Genomic DNA, 17,340 nt, shown 5'->3' with positions numbered 1-17,340 from the left:
TGCTAAATGTAAAGGCAAACAAAAAAGGAGAAAGAGGATGGCGAAAGAAGAGCGTCGAAGGGCAGTCTCCGAATCTGTCGAGCGAATTAAAAAGAAAGCATCCGGACAACAGCTATCAAAGGCGGATCTTGGCGAGATCAGGGATGAGTTGATCGCGCTCGCCCGGCGGAAGGAGCTATTCTCTATCGATGATTTTCCGCCGCCTGCGGCGGATTCCAAACGGCGGAGCTGCCTTTACCGTTTGTCGGAAGATCCCGATCATCGCTTTGCCCTTTATCTCAACGTCGCCAGGGGTTCGGTAAATGCGCCGCCGCATGATCACACGACCTGGGCCGTGATTGTCGGCATAGAAGGGCAGGAGGAAAACCGTTTTTACAGGAAGGTATCTGACGGCGTCGAACAAATCGGCAGTCACGTCGTTGAACCCGGGACAGGCGTCGCCATGCTTCCGGACGACGTTCACACCATTCATATTGAAGCGGACAAGCCGGTTTTGAATTTTCACATGTACGGCCTTGGGCTGGAGCAGCTTCACGGTCGGCGGTTCTGGAATGACAATACCCGGGAATGGAAGGTTTTTCCTGCCCATACGGACATCCGTGAGGCACGCAATTGACCTTTGAAACGATTTCGCCTGCGGCCCTTCGCGATATCATGAAGGAAGACGCGGCAGAATATACCCTGATTGATGTGCGGGAGCAGGGGGTCCATTCCCAGGGGCATCCCTTCTTCGCCGTCCCTTTGCCGCTCAGCCATCTCGAGCTCAAGGCGCCGCGGCTGTTACCGCAGAAATCCGCGCCGATCTATCTTCTGGATCAAGGGCCTGACCTGCCCCTCGCGGAACGGGCGGCAAAGGTGTTGCGGTCCCTCGGCTATAAGAACCTCACGCTCGTTGAGGGTGGTGTGTCCGGATGGCATGATGCCGGGTTCGAGCTTTTCACAGGCGTAAATGTCCCGAGCAAAGCCTTCGGAGAGTTTGTCGAGGAAACCTACGGCACACCTCACGTCACGGCTTCTGATCTCGCGGCTCGATGTGCGGCTGGCGAGAAAATCGTTATTCTCGACAGTCGGCCGTTCCCGGAATATCACCGGATGTCCATTCCCGGCGGAATCGACATGCCGGGCGCAGAACTCGTCCATCGGGTACATGAGACCGTGACGGATGAAACGACGCAGATTATTGTCAATTGCGCGGGTCGAACACGCAGCATCATCGGCGCCCAGTCTTTGATCAACGCCGGAATCAAAAATCCGGTGTCGGCGCTTAAAGACGGGACGATGGGCTGGTATCTCGCGGGATTGGACCTTGCCCATCGGGAGGATGCCGTCGCGCCGCCGCCGGGCCCCGATGCCCTGGCCAGAAGCCAGAAATATGCGAAGGAAGTCGCCACCCGGTTTGGCGTAAAGAGCCTTGATGTTGCAGGACTGCGATCCTTGATGACTCAGAGCGGTGACCGGACCGTCTATCTTCTGGATGTGCGGACGGAAGCGGAGTTTCTGGAAGGCCATCTTCCGGGAACGCAGCATGCGCCCGGCGGCCAGCTGGTCCAGGCCACGGATGAATATGTCGGTATACGCAATTCACGGATTGTCCTGATCGACGACGACGGCGTACGGGGCATCATGACGGCGTCATGGCTCATTCAGATGAACTGGCCGGAAGTATTCGTACTTACGGCGGATGCCGCCGATATGACGGAAGCCGGGCCCGCTCCCGTCCCGGCGGTTGATCGCGCCGATACAGTTTCGGCGTTCGAGCTTGATGCGGTATTAACATCCGGCGAGGCCGTCGCCGTGATCGATCTTGCCACGTCGCTGGAGTACAGAAGCGGCCATATCCCCGGCGCCTATTGGGCGATCCGGTCTCGCCTCGAAAAAGACCATATATATATCCCGCCGGTGGGGCTGATTATTCTGACTTCACCGGATGGCACCCTCGCCCATCTCGCGGCAAAGGAAATGGCGGGCCTTCGGCCGCAGACGATAATCCGCGTTCTTGAGGGTGGAACGCAAGCGTGGGAAGCCGCGTCCCTTGCCCTCGAAAGCGGTGAGACGCGGATGCTCAGCCAGACGGATGACGTCTGGTATAAACCCTATGATACCAGTGACAAAGAAGAGGTGCAGCGACGGATGGAAGACTATCTCACATGGGAAGTCGGCCTTGTCCAACAAATCGCGCGGGACGGGCTCGCCCGATTCCGCAAATTCTAGCGTCAAAGCTTGCTTTTCGAGACTTTTAAGCGGCGCTTGACGCAAGGGAATGCTTGTTCAGTGCGCGTTGCGCGGGCATAGTGAAAGGCGTGCTTGCCAAGAAGAAAAACCCGTCCTAGCATGGGGTGCAAATGGGCCTGAAGAAACCCATGAAAATAATGGAGAACCCCGATGGATTTATCATTTAGCAAGGAAGATTTGGCATTTCGCGATGAAGTGCGTGAATTTCTCGCGACGTCGCTGCCGGCGGATGTGAAGGATCGTTGCGACAGGGGCCTGCACCCAACGAAAGAGGGACAGGTCAGGTGGCAGAAGATTCTGAATGAAAAAGGATGGATGGCGCCGAACTGGCCGAAGGAATATGGCGGTACGGGCTGGACCATCACGCAGAAATATATCGCCGCCCACGAATTCGGGCACGCCTCCGCGCCGATCGCGCTTCCTTTCGGCGTAAGCATGGTCGGCCCGGTGATTTACACTTTCGGTAATCAGGAGCAGAAGGATTACTATCTTCCGCGTATCCTGAATTCCGACGATTGGTGGTGCCAGGGATATTCGGAGCCGGGATCAGGATCCGACCTGGCCTCCCTGCAGACCAAGGCGGTTCGTGATGGAGATCATTATATCGTCAACGGGCAGAAAATCTGGACCTCCTTTGCGCATCTCGCGGATATGATATTCTGTCTGGTGCGCACGGATAGTTCCGCCAAGCAACAAGAAGGAATTTCCTTCCTCCTGATCGACATGAAAACGCCGGGGATTACCGTCAAGCCGATTATCGGTCTTGACATGGAGCACAGCCTCAACGAAGTCTTTTTCGAAGACGTCCGGGTGCCGGTCAAGAACCGTATTGGCGAAGAAAATAAGGGTTGGACCTATGCTAAATTTCTTTTGGGAAATGAACGAACAGGCATTGCGCGTATAGCCCGTTCTAAGCGGCAGGTTGAACGACTGAAAGAGATTGCAAAGGCTGAACGCAGTGGAGGGCGACCACTCGCCGAAGACTCGGACTTTAGCAACAAGCTAAGCCGTATAGAGGTCGATCTAATGGCGCTGGAATATACCGAACTTCGGTATCTTTCCATGATCGCTAGCGGGAAGCAACTCTCCGCCGAGCCTTCCTTGCTGAAGATCAAGGGGTCGGAGATTCAGCAGCGTCTGACGGAGCTCCTCGTTGAATCACTTGGTATGTATGGCGTGCCGTACGAACCGGAAAGATCATATGCAGGCCGGAACGAAGCACCGGTCGGCCCCGATTATGCGCATGGTCCTATGGCTGAGCATCTTTACCTGAGAGCTGCAACCATCTATGGCGGCAGCAATGAAATTCAACGCAATATCATTTCCAAAATGGTTCTGGGATTATAAGGATAACAATAAGATGGATTTTGAACTTTCTGATGAGCAAAACCTGCTCAAAGACAGCGTCGAACGGTTCGTGAAAGACAACTACTCCGCTGAGGCAAGGGCGAAACTTGCCGATACGGAGCTTGGCTTCAGCCGGGACCACTGGAAACAAATGGCGGAGCTTGGCTGGCTCGGATTACCGTTTTCCGAAGACGTCGGCGGTTTTGGCGGTACGGCCATTGAGACGGCGATCATGATGGAGAGCATGGGTCGTGGCCTGGTGCTGGAGCCATTTCTGACAACCGTCATATTATGCGGTGGCCTAATTGCGGAAGCCGGCAATGAGGCGCAGGTCGAAGCGATCATACCGGAAGTTATCGAAGGCAAGATGATGCTCGCCTTTGCCTATGCGGAGGCGCAATCACGCTTCGATCTTAACGACGTGGAGACAAGTGCCGCCAAATCCGGTGACGGTTATGTGCTGAACGGTCACAAGGCGGTTGTCTATCATGGCACGACAGCGGACAAGATAATCGTGTCTGCCCGCACCAGTGGCGGTTCCCGTGATGAAGCCGGGATCTCGCTTTTTATCGTCGACAATAATACCGCCGGCCTAACGCGCCGGGACTATCGGACGATCGACGGGCAGCGCGCCGCCGATATCATGCTAAAAAATGTCAAAGTCGGCGCCGATGCGCTTCTCGGTGAGGAGGGTAAAGCATACCCGGTAATTGAGAAAGTCGTTGATCGCACGATTTCGGCTCTTTGTGCGGAGGCTGTCGGCGCTATGCAGGCCGCCAATCATATCACCAATGAGTATATGAAAGAGCGCAAGCAGTTCGGCATACCGATCGGCAAGTTCCAGGTTCTCCAGCATCGCATGGTCGATATGTATATGGAGGCGGAGCAGTCCAAATCCATGTCGGACATGGTTGCGATGAAGCTGGAGATGGATGACGAAACCGAAAAGCGCAAGGCCGTTGCGGCAGCAAAGGCGCAGGTTGGCAAGGCCGCGAAATTTATCGGCCAGCAATCGATCCAGCTGCATGGCGGCATGGGCATGACCGACGAATATTCTATCGGTCATTACTTCAAGCGGTTGACGACCATTGAAATGTTGTTCGGCAACACCGATCACCACTTCAAGAAATATGCCGCCCTGACGTCGTAAATGTGAGCCCGCGACGTAGATTTTTGCCGGAAATGCCGAGGGTGTTTCCGGCTTTTTTTATGAGTAGACCGATTCCTTGAAATGCAGGCGACAGAGCGCGATATAGCGGTCGTTGCCGCCGATTTCCTTCTGAGCCCCTTCCTTCGCGGGTTTCCCATCGGCGTCGACCCGTATCACCATGGTGGCCTTCTTACCGCAATGACAGATGGTTTTTAGTTCGCGAAGCTCGTCCGCCCAAGCGAGCAAATACTGGCTGCCTTCAAACAGATTACCCTGAAAATCGGTTCTGAGACCATAGGTCAGCACCGGTATCTTCAGCTTGTCGGTAATCTCGGTGAGCTGAAAGACCTGGTCGCGCGTCAGGAACTGCGCCTCGTCCACCATAACGCAGTCGACGGGCCCCGTTTCGAGCTCTTCCTCCACTGCTTTTAACAGATCCGTTTGCGGCGTGAACAAACTGGCGTCCGCCTGCAATCCGATACGCGAAGCAATCTTGCCCACGCCGTATCTGTCATCCAGGGCGGCGGTAAACAGGAATGGTCTCATCCCCCGTTCCTGATAATTAAAGCTTGATTGCAGGAGCGTCGTCGACTTACCGGCATTCATGGTGGAATAATTGAAGTACAGCTTGGCCATTCATCTCTCGAATTTAGAAGTCCGCCCATAGCACCGGCTGTCGTGAATAGGGCAGGTATAGTGGATGTCCCGGAAGTCCCTTCGCGGTGAGAGAAAGGACATGCGGCTTTATACCATGTTTTTTAAGAAGCTGGCGAACCTCCTGATGGCGGTTCAAATGGTCGCCATGTCCTCCCCACGCGCAGATCACCAGATCCGATTTCTTCGCCGTCTGAAGAAGCAAATCGTCATTGTTTGGTCCGATCGGGTGAGGGCTGCTCTTAAGCTCGCGTGGATCGGTCGCGCGATAGGCGAAGATATTGACCACCTCGAGTGCGGCAAACCCCATAGTCACCGCACGACGATGACATCTTTCGATTGTCGGATCGTTTTGCGTCGCATCCGCGGTTGACGGGTTGAGCATGATAAACGCAACGGTTGGCCCCTCCTGCCAGCGCCGCCAGAGCCGGTAACGATAGGTGCCGCAGGGACTAAAATCAGCCCCGGATTTCTCGAAATACCTAGCGTCCATCGGATTTCGGGAATATCTCTGCTGTTGATCCGGGGGTCCAGAGGGGGCGTTTAATCATAATTTCACGAAACCGTTGGGAGGTGAGGATTCCATCGAGCCAGCGCCGAAGATTTGGAAAAGGAGCGGCGGCAAACCAATCCGCATCGACATTCGCGAATTGCCGTATGAAAGGAAATATGGCCATATCCGCGAGCGTGATTTTTTCGGACAAAAGATATGCCTGCCTGCCAAGTTTCCGATCCAACTTTCCGAGAAATATTTCCCCGTCTTCGCGGTATTTTTCGCGGGTATTTTCGGGGAACCGAACATGATATTTGTAGCGATCGAGGCTCATTTTGAACGGGCCATCGTTATCCGCGATAAGCGAGAATATTTCATCGCGCGCACTCGTCTCTTCAGGTAGCCAACCCTCCGGGTCATGACGTTCTAATGCCCAGAGCATAATGTCCAGACTTTCGTCCAAAACCTCTCCGTCCGGCAGTTCCAGGACGGGGACAGTGGCTTTCGGACTTGCCGCAATCATCTCGGCCGGTTTATCCCTTAAAAGTATGTCACGAAGCTCGACTGTGGACCCTGAATAGGAAATCGCCATGCGGGCCCGCATGGCATATGGACATCTACGGAAACTGTAGAGAATTGGCAGCGGGTTATCTAGTTGACGTTCTGCAAGTAAAGGCATTCGCTTTTTTCAGATTATTGAAACCGGTAGTGACGCGGCGCTGCGTCATTAACCGTAACGGTTTCCGTGAGTTTTTACCAGCGCAGCCGGTTTACCCGTCGCCGCATTGCCGCCCGCAAGCTTTCCTTGCGTTCGAAATCAATATCGACCACGGGCTCGTCTTCAGGGAACTCAAAGGCGGGCACGTCTGAGAAGCTTGTGTCGCCCGGCTCATATCGTTCCGCCGCGTCTGCTTCCGAATGGTCGGCCGGATGCAGGTCTACTATATCGACCGTTTCCCGCAGAACCGGATTTTGGCGCCGACGGTCCCGCGTTGGTGACTTTAGAATATCGATTTCCTCAGGCGCAAGTTCCGGGGAGATGAAATACTCATGAGATACGGTACTGTCGTCTTCCGCCGCTTTCGCATCGGTTCTTTGGCTGGTCGTCCCGAACCGCATTTCCGGGGCCGGTTCGCCAAATTCAATGGGCTCATGAAAGGTCTCATAGACCTCCATTTTCGGAGGTGTGGCCGCGCGATACCGGCGAAAACGTTCCCGATATGCCTTGTCGCGGGCGCTGTCCCTGTCGCGCGCGCGATGTTTCGGCTGTTCGAAACTCTGGGACTGCTCCTTCAGGTAAGGAAGCTGCGTTTCAATACGCTCGACGAGGGTCAGCATCGCGTCCTTCAGGCGCTTGTTCTTCTCACGCAGTTGCCGGTTCTCTGCCACGAGTGCCCGTTCCCGCGCCGAAACGATATCGGTGTGGCTGAAGAGGGGTTTTTCACGGTGATGCCGAGCGAAACTCATCTGATGCGCTTTTTCCGTCCCATCCTCGAGTGATTGGATGCAATTCCGGTCTGTTTAACCGCGAAGAAAAATTTTTAAATTGCGTCGCATATTTTAACGGGAAAAACGGGTCAAAACCACCGAAAAACTAAATTTTATGGTTAATTTCGCGTAAAATATCGATAATTTATTCGCGAAATCGGCAGGGCAGCAAAAAGGGCACGTTTATTAACCAAGAAATTGCTGTTTTATTGAGCAATCAATAAAAATATCTAACTTATTCATATAGTTATGGTTAACGCGAATCATTTATGCGGGGTCAGATAACTTATGGAGAATCGCATTATTTCTTGGCGAGAACATCCTCCAGACGACAGCTGCCCATGGGATATTCTGATAAAATCTGACAGGATTTGTTCATGTTGACGACATAATTTCCCGTGCAGTTATTGAAATTTATCCAGCCCTGATAATTATATTCGTTTCCGGATTCGCTGTCAGAAATATAGAAGGTGATATAATCGATTTTCGTTATTTTTTGGCGGTCTATGTGCAGGCGGTCGATCTCCTGCTCAACGACCGGTTTGCAGTCTTCCGGTCCGTATGCCGCTATCCGGCTCGGCAGATAATCCGGATTTCCGAAACAGGACGAAGCAGCGAAGAAGATGGTTCCACATATTGCTAGTTTGTATGAATATCGCATTCATCACCTGTCAATTTATCATGTTCTTTATTGGCGGAAATTCCCGCTCAATCCGTACCCTAATGTCGATGTAACGTGGCGGCCTCATTAATCAAAGGCTTTTTATGTCGACGGCGCATAAAGCGTCAAATTAGGGTGACTTCAACTGACGACAGCCCCTCCAGGCTGCCGACAACGACATCTCCGGCAACAAGAGGGCCGACGCCCGCGGGGGTGCCCGTGTAGATCAGATCTCCTGGCGCCAGGCGGAAAGATTGTGACAGAGTTTCAATGATTTCCTCGATTGACCAGATAAGATCGGCGGTCGTCGCGGATTGCCGGATTACGCCGTTGACGGTCAGCCAGATCTTGGCCTGTTCAATATTCGCGGCACCGGCCGCCGGCGTTATCGCGCCGCAGGGGGCGGACTGATCGAATGCCTTGCCGCTATCCCATGGCCGGCCTTTTTCTTTCGCTGCCTGTTGAAGATCGCGGCGGGTGAGATCGATGCCGACGGCATAGCCATAGATATGGGCCTTGGCCTCCTCCTTCTTGATATTCTCGCCGCCCTTGCCGATCGCCACAACCAATTCGACCTCATGATGGAGATCTTTCGTCAGCTTCGGAAAAGCCATCCGGGTTCCACTCTCAACCACCGCATCCGCCGGTTTCGTGAAGAAAAAAGGCGCTTCCCGCGACGGATCGCCGCCCATTTCCCGCGTATGTTCCGCATAATTGCGGCCAACGCAAAATATTCGCCGGACCGGAAACCGTTTATCGCTTCCCTTCACGGCGACGGAAGGGGTTTCAATGGGATCAACTACATAGGACATGCCGGGAAGGTCTCCAGATATGGTTATTTTTCATTCGCATTTTTCAGCCAGCTTTTCAGGTCTTTCAGCAAAGCGTTCTGCGCCTGACCGTCGAGAGACTGCACCCAGTCTTTAAAGCCGAGAATAAGTTCCGCTGCCGTCAATTCCTCATCATAGGCGTTGAACAGCATTTCCTTGTATTCTTCCAGCGTACTGCATTCAAATTCATTATCTTTCGGATCGAATGCCTGGATTTTGTCTTTTACTTCGGGTTTCGCCATCGCGGCAAAAAAGGGAATGTCTTCCTCCAGGTCGTAGCCACCCCATCCAAGCCACCAGGCGTCGCTCTTCGGTTTATTCAGGTCCCAGGCGTACATGACCTCCGCTTCGATATCCCGCGCGGCTTTTTTGGCCGCCGCTTCCAGCTTTTTGGCATCGCGGGTTTCATCCAGGAATATCCGGGCAACCTTGAAGTAACCTGTGCCGTCCGAATCCCAGGCTGTGATAAATTCATCAAATTTTTTATGGCCGGTCACTGATTTTTCCTTTTTGAAGACGCGTCCTCATTCCTCAGGGTTTGAACGAAATTTGTCAAGCGCCCGTCGATCCGCTTTTGTTGGCCGACCGCTGCCCGCATCCCGTTTGGCGACAGGATCGGCGCGGGTCTCCGCCTGTTGTTTGTCGACTGGCGCGAGATCGTCATAAAGGGCCTGCGCCTCAGGTGCCGGGCCTCTCCTTGTGCCGATATCGAGGATGCGCACCACGCGTATATTTCGCCCTTGCGCAAAAGTAAGCACATCCTCGGCCTTCACTAGAGCGCTTGCCTTGGCGATGACAACGCTGTTGACGCGAAGCTTCCTGGACAGGACGAGTTTCGCTGCAAGCGAGCGGCTTTTGAAAAAACGGGCGTACCATAACCATTTATCAACACGAATGCTGGTGGTCGCCGCGTTCTTCTCGTCGTTCATATGTTACTTTTTGCCGAGTGTCTTCAATATGGCAAACGGCGAGTCAGGGTCGATTGCCTTTTCCTTGGCCTGAGGCCGTCTTTGCTCCGCGCGGGTGCTCTTTTGCTTTTTCTGATCCGTCATGCCGGCTTTCGCATTATTTTTCTTGGGGGATTTCGTATCCCGCGCCTTCTTTTTGAAGGATTTCCTGCGATAGGTGATTTCCTCACCTTCGCCTTCGGCGACATATCCGAGCTTATCCAGAATGAGCGAAAACTGTTCGCGCGTAGTGCCAACAAGTGAGAGCATTTCATGGGTCGGCTTGAAAGGAAGGTTGCGGGGCAGGTCCTTCTTTTTCTCCGTTTTGTCGGGTGTGATTGCCTTGCCTTCGACATTTTTGTCGACCGGGACTGTCTCGTCCGCGGCGGGTGCCGGAGCTTCCGATTGCGACGGCGCCTCTAGCGATGGGGCAGGGAGCGCCTCAGCAGGAGATGGGGTCGCTTCTTTCACAATTTCCGCCGGCGTTGCCTCCGTTGCTTCCGTCGCCTTCGTCGCCATATCCGCTATGTCGGCTGTATCGGTAATATCGACGGCCGCCACGGGCTCATTATTGGTCGGCGTACTTGTTTCAAGCAGTCCGCGTGACGCGCGGCGGAGCATTCCGGCAAGCCGGTCAAGCATGTCGAGCCGGACCGCCAGCCTGTCGAAAACCGCATATCCGGCCGTGAGGTAATAGGTCCAGGGCAGTTTGCTATCGGTTTCAAAGGAGACGCGGCCGGCGGGCGGCGCGGGCGGAATTTCCTTCCGTTCCTGATAAATCGCCCAGAGCAGGCAGCGGAGCGCGGTCGGATCGGGTTTCAACAGGATTGGCATGAAAACGTGCTCATATCCCACCCGAATGCCGCCGAATTTGAGGCGCCCGTAATCCTTTTTGTCGAGCAGACGAATCTGGTCGCCGAGTTTATAGCGTTGCAGGGCGCCGAGATTTTCACTGACCTGAAAGGCGATGCCTCTCGCGGCGCCTGTCAGCGGCAATGTTTCAAGCTGGACAAGCGGTTTGAGCCTGCTCTCGATCTGCGATGTTACCCAGTCATTTAGACGCTTGGCGACGGCATCCTGAGCACTGCCGTTCAACTGCTCGCTTGCCAGAAGCTGGACGCGAGGTTTCAGAACGGTCTCTCCCTTGGCAAGCGAGGCAACCGGCGTTTCTTGCCAGATCAGCCTGCCCTGGTCATCGAGTGAAATTTCCGCATCCTGGGCGGAGGCGAGCCGGGACGCCCGCATTGCAATTTCCGCGGCAACGGCCTTATTCCCGATATTTCGGAGAGTCCTTGCTTCCGTATTGTTAAGGCTAGTGTCGGCGTTGAATCTCAAACCCTTGAGGGTCCCCAGAAAATGTCCTTCCACATGGACTTCTCCGGTCTCGCTAATCTGTGCTTCCAATTGACTTCGGTCTTTCAGTTTTCGCACCAACATCGCGGTGCGTCGGTCTACAAATCTTTGCGTCAGGCGCTCATGAAGGGCATCCGACAGTTTATCTTCTATGTTTCGCGCCGTTTCCTGCCAGTATTTATAATCGTCCATCCAATCGGAAACATGGGAAATATACGTCCATGTGCGCGTATGAGCAATACGTGTTGCAAGTGTGTCTATATCTCCATCTGTTTTCTCAAGGCTTTTCAGATGTCCGGCAACCCAGTCAGTCGGCAACTTCCCCCGCTTGCCCTGAAGGTGAATGAAAATTTCACGTAGCAGGCGGACATGGACGTCATGCATGGTTTTTCGAAAGTCGGGCACCTGGCAGACCTGCCATAATTGACGAACCTTAGCCGTTGATTGTGAATGACGCCTCACCTCCTCGTCATTGATCAGGGTTTTAAATGCCGTGTAATCGTCAGGGTCCCGGGGCGAGACCATGCCGTCGACCGCCGGCAGCATTTCAAGCGATCGCAACAGGTCCCTCGTCGTCGTGAAATTCAGGTCCTGATTCCGCCAGCGAATATTGCGCACCGGTTCGAACTCATGGTTTTCGATTTTTTCGATCAGTTCGTCCTCAAGGGGATCGACATTAGCCGTCGTGCCAAAGGTGCCATTATTCATATGGCGTCCGGCACGCCCCGCAATCTGGGCAAATTCCGCCGGGCGTAGACGGCGGGAAAGCGCCCCGTCGTATTTTACCGTGCCGGCAAAGGCGACGTGATCGATGTCCATATTGAGGCCCATGCCGATGGCGTCCGTGGCAACGAGATAATCAACGTCGCCGGACTGATAGAGCTCGACCTGTGCGTTTCGGGTGCGCGGAGAGAGGCTTCCCATAACGACCGCCGCACCGCCGCGCTGGCGTCGTACCAGTTCGGCAATCGCATAAACGTCGTTGGCGGAGAAGGCGACAATTGCGGTGCGCGGCCGCAACCTGGATATCTTCTTGGCGCCGCGGTACGTCAGCTTCGAAAATCTGGGCCGGGAGACGAAGGAGGCATCGGGGATCAGGCGCCTGATCCATGGCCGGATAGTTTCCGCGCCTAAAAACAGGGTTTCCTGACGGCCGCGGGCATAAATGAGACGATCGGTGAAAATATGTCCGCGCTCCGGATCTTCGGCCAGCTGGATCTCGTCAATCGCCAGGAACTCAAACCCACGATCAAGAGGCATGGCCTCCACCGTGCAGACGAAATAGGCGGCCTGCGGCGGAATGATTTTCTCTTCCCCCGTCACCAGCGCAACATTTGCGGCGCCCTTTACGGCGACTACGCGCTCATAAACCTCCCGCGCAAGCAAACGCAGCGGCAGGCCGATTATCCCATCTGAATATCCCATCATGCGTTCGACCGCGAGATGAGTCTTGCCGGTATTGGTGGGGCCGAGAACTGCCGTCACCTGGCTGGTCTTAAAATTGACGGGGGATGTCGTGGAAGTTGGGCGCATCGCAAACCTGGTCTGCCGGTTGAGGCTTATGCCATCCTTTAATACATCATATACGTGGCCGTCCTTGCAATGAACAGGGAAATGTCTGCACCCTGGTCGTGACGACCTGTTTTCCATATATGGTGATTGTGTCCAAAATATCTTTGTAAATTGATGACATTCCGGACGATCAATCAAACAGTTGCAAATTCCGCGTTGAACTTGCTTTGCAGTACAGTACCATAAAGCTAACGCTCGTTTGGTATTTCAAGAATTTTATGATATAGCACCATCCCTATGATACCATTATTCTAATACAGGCCAATCGACAAACTATTGAGGCAGCGGCTAAAGCACGGCGGGAAAAGGGTAAAAAAGATCATGAGCGACTTTCCAAAGCGAAATCTGCAGGATTGGGAAAAGCTGGCGGAGAAAGAGCTGCGCGGCCGCAAGGTTGAGGATCTGAACTGGCAAACTCCTGAAGGAATTACGGTGAAGCCGCTCTACACGGCGGCCGACCTTGAGGGAATGGAGCTTGATGGCGCGTTCCCCGGAATCGCACCATTCCAGCGCGGCGTCCGGGCGACCATGTATGCGAACCGCCCTTGGACCATCCGCCAATATGCCGGTTTCTCTACTGCTGAAGAATCTAACGCCTTCTATCGTCGTAACTTGGCTGCCGGTCAAAAAGGGCTTTCCGTCGCTTTCGATCTGGCTACCCATCGCGGATATGATTCGGATCATCCACGCGTTGTCGGGGATGTCGGAAAGGCTGGCGTGGCCATCGACAGCGTTGAGGATATGAAAATCCTGTTCGACAGCATCCCGCTCGATCAGATGTCCGTTTCCATGACAATGAATGGCGCGGTTCTTCCTATTCTGGCGAACTATATCGTCGCGGCGGAAGAGCAGGGCGTGAAGCCGGAGCAGCTATCCGGTACCATTCAGAATGACATCCTGAAGGAATTCATGGTCCGCAACACCTATATCTATCCGCCGGCACCTAGCATGCGGATTATCGGCGACATCATCGGTTACACCTCCGCCAATATGCCGAGGTTTAATTCCATTTCTATTTCCGGCTATCATATGCAGGAAGCGGGCGCGACGCAGGTGCAGGAACTCGCCTTCACGCTTGCTGACGGGCTGGAATATGCGCGCGCCGCCATGGCGTCGGGCCTGAAAATCGACGACTTTGCCCCGCGCCTCAGTTTCTTCTTCGCCATCGGCATGAATTTCTTCATGGAAATCGCCAAGCTGCGGGCCGCGCGCATGCTTTGGGCGAAGATGATCAAGGAATTCGAGCCGGAAAACCAGAGTTCCCTGATGCTGCGGACCCATTGCCAGACATCGGGCGTCAGCCTGACGGAGCAGGACCCCTACAACAATGTGATCCGCACAGCCTATGAGGCCATGGCCGCCGTTCTTGGCGGCACGCAGAGCCTGCATACCAACGCATTGGATGAAGCGATCGCCCTGCCGACGGACTTCTCTGCCCGTATCGCCCGCAATACGCAGCTTATCCTCGCCGAGGAAACCGGTGTTCCGAATGTGATCGATCCGCTCGGCGGCAGCTATTATGTGGAAAGCCTGACCAATTCCATCGCAACGGAAGCCTGGAAACTGATTGAGGAAGTCGAGGAAATGGGCGGCATGACCAAGGCCGTCGAAAGTGGCATGCCAAAACTTCGCATTGAGGAATCCGCTGCCCGCCGTCAGGCCCGTATCGACCGCGGTGAGGAGGTCATTGTCGGTGTCAACAAGTATCGGATCGACAAGGACGACAGCAATATCGAAATCCTCGATGTCGATAATACGGAAGTCCTTCGTCAGCAGGTCGCACGGCTTGCGAAAGTCCGAAGCACGCGGGATGAAGCCGCCTGCCAGGCGGCGCTCGATGCGCTAACGAAGGGGGCCGCGGGCAAGGAGAATTTATTGGAACTCTGCGTCAACGCGGCGCGGGCGCGGGCGACGGTTGGCGAAATTTCCGATGCCATGGAAAAGGTGTTCACCCGCCACCGCGCGGAAATCCGCTCCATTTCCGGCGTGTATGGCGCGGCGTATGAGGGAGATGAGGGCTTTATGAAAATCAGCAAGGATATTGACGCGTTCACCCGCGAGGAAGGCCGCCGCCCGCGCATGCTGGTGGTCAAGCTTGGGCAGGATGGCCATGACCGCGGCGCCAAGGTGATCGCGACGGCCTTTGCCGATATCGGCTTTGACGTGGATGTCGGCCCGCTTTTCCAGACACCAGCCGAAGCCGCGCAGGACGCCATCGAGAGCGACGTGCATGTCATCGGCATCTCGTCGCAGGCTGCCGGGCATAAAACCCTCGTCCCGCAGATCATCGATGAGCTCAAGAAACAGGGCGCGGAGGATATCCTCGTCGTCTGTGGCGGCGTCATTCCGGCGCAGGACTATGATGCCCTTTATAACGCTGGCGTCGCCGCCATCTACGGCCCCGGAACCAACATCCCGAAGGCCGCAGCAGAGGTGCTTGAGCTTATCCGCAAGAAACGCAAGGCGGCTTAAGACACCTCGCTTACCATCTGATCTCGATTGCCGTGCCGACAGGCACGAGGGAGAGGAATTCGTCCATTTCGGAGTTGCTGAGGGCGATGCAGCCATCGGTCCAGTCGAACAGCTGCATAAGGCCGCTGAACATACCGGCGCCGTTTCTCTGGCCATGAACCATTATCATGCCGCCCGGGTCGACTCCGCGCTCCACCGCTGACTGACGGTCGGCGTCGTTCGGGTAGTTAATATGCATTGACCGGTGGAAAGCTGAATTCTCATTGATATAATCCAGAATATAGACGCCCTCGGGCGTCTTCTGATCGCCTTCTTGCTCTTTGTGGCCTTTGGGAAGGCCGCCAAGCGCAATTGTGTACTGGCGGACGACCTCATTCTCCTTATAGAGAAACATTTTGCGCTGAGATTTATCGACAAGCACGCGGTCAATCTCTCCAAAGGCGGCGCCCGGCATCAATATAAACGCGCCGATTAGCAGAGAAGCCAAAGCAGGAGACAAGCCTGATTTTATGAAACTCATTAACGCCATAACTTACTGAGAATGGTATCTATTGCGGTCAAGCGCCTGTATTTTATCATTTTCGCGCATTTTGTCAGTATGATAGTTATTGAAAAGGCATTGGGAGCAAAGGGACAAAAAATGAAAATCATCTATAGCCCCGATCACGCGAAGCATGATCCGAAAACCTATTTCAAGGGTGGGGCCTTTCATGAGCCGCAGGAAGTGCCGGGTCGGGCGGAAGCGCTGGTGCAGGGCTTGAAAGGAGCCGGGCATGAGATTATTGCTCCGGCCGAGTTCGGCCCGTCCCCGCGCGCAGCGGTGCATACGCCGGGCTATCTCCATTTCCTCGAGACCATACATGCGCGCTGGCGCGCGGCGCAGATGGGCGGGGAAGAGGTGCTCCCCAATATTCATCCGGGACGGCATATGTCGTCAATGCCGAGTGGGATCGTTGGGGAGGTTGGCTTTTATACCACCGATATCTCCGCCCCTGTCGGCCCGACCACATGGGAGGCGGCTATTGCCTCCAACAATGTTGCGCTGACGGCGACAGATTATGTCTTGTCCGATCTGAAGGGAAATCTGTCCGCCTATGCCCTCTGCCGCCCGCCGGGGCATCATGCCTTCAAGGATCAGGCAGGCGGTTTCTGCTTTCTCAATAATATTGCTATTGCCGCGGAATATGCCCGCCGGACGGTGAACCGGGTCGCGATTCTGGATGTCGATGTGCACCACGGAAATGGCACGCAGGGCATTTTCTATGACCGCGCGGATGTGTTCACAATCTCGCTCCATTGTGATCCGACGGATTTCTATCCCTTCTTCTCAGGCTATGCCCATGAGCGTGGTACCGGCGCGGGGGAGGGATACAACCTCAACCTGCCGCTCGCCCCGGAAAGCGCAGACGATGCGTTTATGACCCGGTTGGAGGAGGCCATGGTCGCGCTTCGTGCCTATGCGCCGGATGTGCTGTTCATCGCGCTCGGGCTCGATGCGTTCGAAGGCGACCCTTTAATAGGGCTTTCGGTCACGACGGAAGGGTTCGGACGTATTGCCGCCCGCATCGCACAGCTCAACCTACCGACTGTACTGGTGCAGGAAGGGGGGTATAACCGTGATTTTCTAGGCGCAAACATCACAAGTTTCATCTCGGGATTTGAAAGGGCGCGGTAATGGCGGGAAAGGATGTCAGTGGCCTTACACAACTTGGCAAGGCAGTGGAGCAACCGAAGAGCCCGGAGGAAGCTATTCTTGAGCGCGTTCCGAACGGACAGGAGGATGTGAATTGTCTGGTTCGTTTTACCGCGCCGGAGTTTACCTCCCTCTGCCCGATGACGGGACAGCCGGATTTCGCGCATCTTGTTATCGATTATGTGCCGGATCAGTGGCTGGTCGAATCAAAATCACTGAAGCTGTTTCTCACGTCATTTCGCAACCACGGCGCCTTTCATGAGGACTGCACGGTGATGATCGGAAAACGGATCGTTGATCTGCTAAGCCCCCGCTGGCTCCGGATCGGCGGCTACTGGTATCCACGCGGCGGCATCCCGATAGATGTCTTCTGGCAGACAGGCGCGCCGCTTGCCGATATCTGGCTGCCGGATCAGAGCGTAGCGACCTATCGTGGTCGCGGCTGATT

17 protein-coding genes are annotated in these 17,340 nt (G+C 54.8%); 7 read left to right on the top strand and 10 right to left on the bottom strand.

Features of this window, described 5'->3' with window-relative positions:
- The first annotated feature begins 37 nt into the window (after positions 1 to 37).
- The 4 genes from GQF03_RS14620 to GQF03_RS14605 all read left to right on the top strand — a co-directional run bounded on the left by GQF03_RS14620 (position 38) and on the right by GQF03_RS14605 (position 4,729).
- On the top strand, positions 38 to 616 hold the full coding sequence (locus GQF03_RS14620) for a cysteine dioxygenase family protein (protein WP_161340026.1): 579 nt from the start codon (positions 38 to 40) through the stop codon (positions 614 to 616).
- Positions 613 to 2,211: a rhodanese-like domain-containing protein gene (locus tag GQF03_RS14615; protein WP_161340025.1), complete on the top strand. Its 1,599-nt coding sequence runs from the start codon at positions 613 to 615 to the stop codon at positions 2,209 to 2,211. The genes GQF03_RS14620 and GQF03_RS14615 overlap by 4 nt, the downstream gene beginning before the upstream one ends.
- A gap of 171 nt (positions 2,212 to 2,382) precedes the next feature.
- On the top strand, positions 2,383 to 3,579 hold the full coding sequence (locus GQF03_RS14610) for an acyl-CoA dehydrogenase family protein (RefSeq protein WP_161340024.1): 1,197 nt from the start codon (positions 2,383 to 2,385) through the stop codon (positions 3,577 to 3,579).
- Positions 3,580 to 3,592: 13 nt separating this feature from the next.
- Entirely contained in the window at positions 3,593 to 4,729 is a 1,137-nt protein-coding gene (locus GQF03_RS14605; RefSeq protein ID WP_161340023.1) for an acyl-CoA dehydrogenase family protein, read from the top strand.
- Positions 4,730 to 4,786: 57 nt separating this feature from the next.
- Here GQF03_RS14605 and GQF03_RS14600 read toward each other — a convergent pair whose 3' ends face one another.
- The 9 genes from GQF03_RS14600 to GQF03_RS14560 all read right to left on the bottom strand — a co-directional run bounded on the left by GQF03_RS14600 (position 4,787) and on the right by GQF03_RS14560 (position 12,688).
- Positions 4,787 to 5,365, bottom strand: a complete 579-nt coding sequence (locus GQF03_RS14600; RefSeq protein ID WP_161340022.1) for a thymidine kinase — start codon at positions 5,363 to 5,365, stop codon at positions 4,787 to 4,789.
- Positions 5,366 to 5,378: 13 nt separating this feature from the next.
- Positions 5,379 to 5,876 (bottom strand): DUF1643 domain-containing protein, encoded by a 498-nt coding sequence (locus GQF03_RS14595; protein ID WP_161340021.1) that lies wholly within the window; start codon positions 5,874 to 5,876, stop codon positions 5,379 to 5,381.
- Complete coding sequence (locus tag GQF03_RS14590) at positions 5,866 to 6,555, bottom strand: glutathione S-transferase (protein WP_161340020.1); 690 nt, start codon at positions 6,553 to 6,555, stop codon at positions 5,866 to 5,868. Before GQF03_RS14590 ends, GQF03_RS14595 begins: the two co-directional genes overlap by 11 nt.
- A gap of 74 nt (positions 6,556 to 6,629) precedes the next feature.
- The gene (locus GQF03_RS14585; RefSeq protein ID WP_161340019.1) at positions 6,630 to 7,343 is read right to left on the bottom strand and encodes a hypothetical protein; all 714 of its coding nucleotides are present in this window, start codon (positions 7,341 to 7,343) and stop codon (positions 6,630 to 6,632) included.
- A gap of 322 nt (positions 7,344 to 7,665) precedes the next feature.
- Complete coding sequence (locus GQF03_RS14580; RefSeq protein ID WP_161340018.1) at positions 7,666 to 8,025, bottom strand: hypothetical protein; 360 nt, start codon at positions 8,023 to 8,025, stop codon at positions 7,666 to 7,668.
- A gap of 125 nt (positions 8,026 to 8,150) precedes the next feature.
- Positions 8,151 to 8,837 (bottom strand): fumarylacetoacetate hydrolase family protein, encoded by a 687-nt coding sequence (locus tag GQF03_RS14575; protein WP_161340017.1) that lies wholly within the window; start codon positions 8,835 to 8,837, stop codon positions 8,151 to 8,153.
- A 23-nt stretch (positions 8,838 to 8,860) separates the two neighbouring features.
- A complete protein-coding gene (locus GQF03_RS14570) occupies positions 8,861 to 9,352 on the bottom strand; it encodes a hypothetical protein (protein WP_161340016.1) in 492 nt (163 codons plus the stop codon).
- Positions 9,353 to 9,379: 27 nt separating this feature from the next.
- A complete protein-coding gene (locus tag GQF03_RS14565; protein ID WP_161340015.1) occupies positions 9,380 to 9,784 on the bottom strand; it encodes an RNA-binding S4 domain-containing protein in 405 nt (134 codons plus the stop codon).
- 3 nt (positions 9,785 to 9,787) lie between these two features.
- Positions 9,788 to 12,688 carry a helicase-related protein gene (locus tag GQF03_RS14560; protein ID WP_161340014.1) on the bottom strand — a complete coding sequence of 967 codons (2,901 nt, stop codon included), beginning with the start codon at positions 12,686 to 12,688 and terminating at the stop codon, positions 9,788 to 9,790.
- 360 nt (positions 12,689 to 13,048) lie between these two features.
- On the opposite strand from GQF03_RS14560, the gene scpA reads away from it, so the two are divergent.
- Positions 13,049 to 15,199 carry a methylmalonyl-CoA mutase gene (gene scpA / locus GQF03_RS14555; protein ID WP_161340013.1) on the top strand — a complete coding sequence of 717 codons (2,151 nt, stop codon included), beginning with the start codon at positions 13,049 to 13,051 and terminating at the stop codon, positions 15,197 to 15,199.
- A gap of 10 nt (positions 15,200 to 15,209) precedes the next feature.
- On the opposite strand, the gene GQF03_RS14550 is transcribed toward scpA, so the two are convergent.
- Entirely contained in the window at positions 15,210 to 15,686 is a 477-nt protein-coding gene (locus GQF03_RS14550) for a L,D-transpeptidase family protein (RefSeq protein WP_206375952.1), read from the bottom strand.
- 153 nt (positions 15,687 to 15,839) lie between these two features.
- Here GQF03_RS14550 and GQF03_RS14545 point away from each other — a divergent pair, with 153 nt between their 5' ends.
- Both GQF03_RS14545 and queF read left to right on the top strand, forming a co-directional pair.
- The gene (locus tag GQF03_RS14545) at positions 15,840 to 16,874 is read left to right on the top strand and encodes a histone deacetylase family protein (RefSeq protein ID WP_161340011.1); all 1,035 of its coding nucleotides are present in this window, start codon (positions 15,840 to 15,842) and stop codon (positions 16,872 to 16,874) included.
- Positions 16,874 to 17,338: a preQ(1) synthase gene (gene queF, locus GQF03_RS14540; RefSeq protein WP_161340010.1), complete on the top strand. Its 465-nt coding sequence runs from the start codon at positions 16,874 to 16,876 to the stop codon at positions 17,336 to 17,338. Before GQF03_RS14545 ends, queF begins: the two co-directional genes overlap by 1 nt.
- Positions 17,339 to 17,340: the final 2 nt, after the last annotated feature.

Origin of the sequence: Sneathiella chungangensis (assembly GCF_009882935.1) — a bacterium.
GTDB classification, from domain to species: Bacteria; Pseudomonadota; Alphaproteobacteria; order Sneathiellales; family Sneathiellaceae; genus Sneathiella; species Sneathiella chungangensis.
This window is presented reverse-complemented; position numbering and strand designations above follow the sequence as displayed.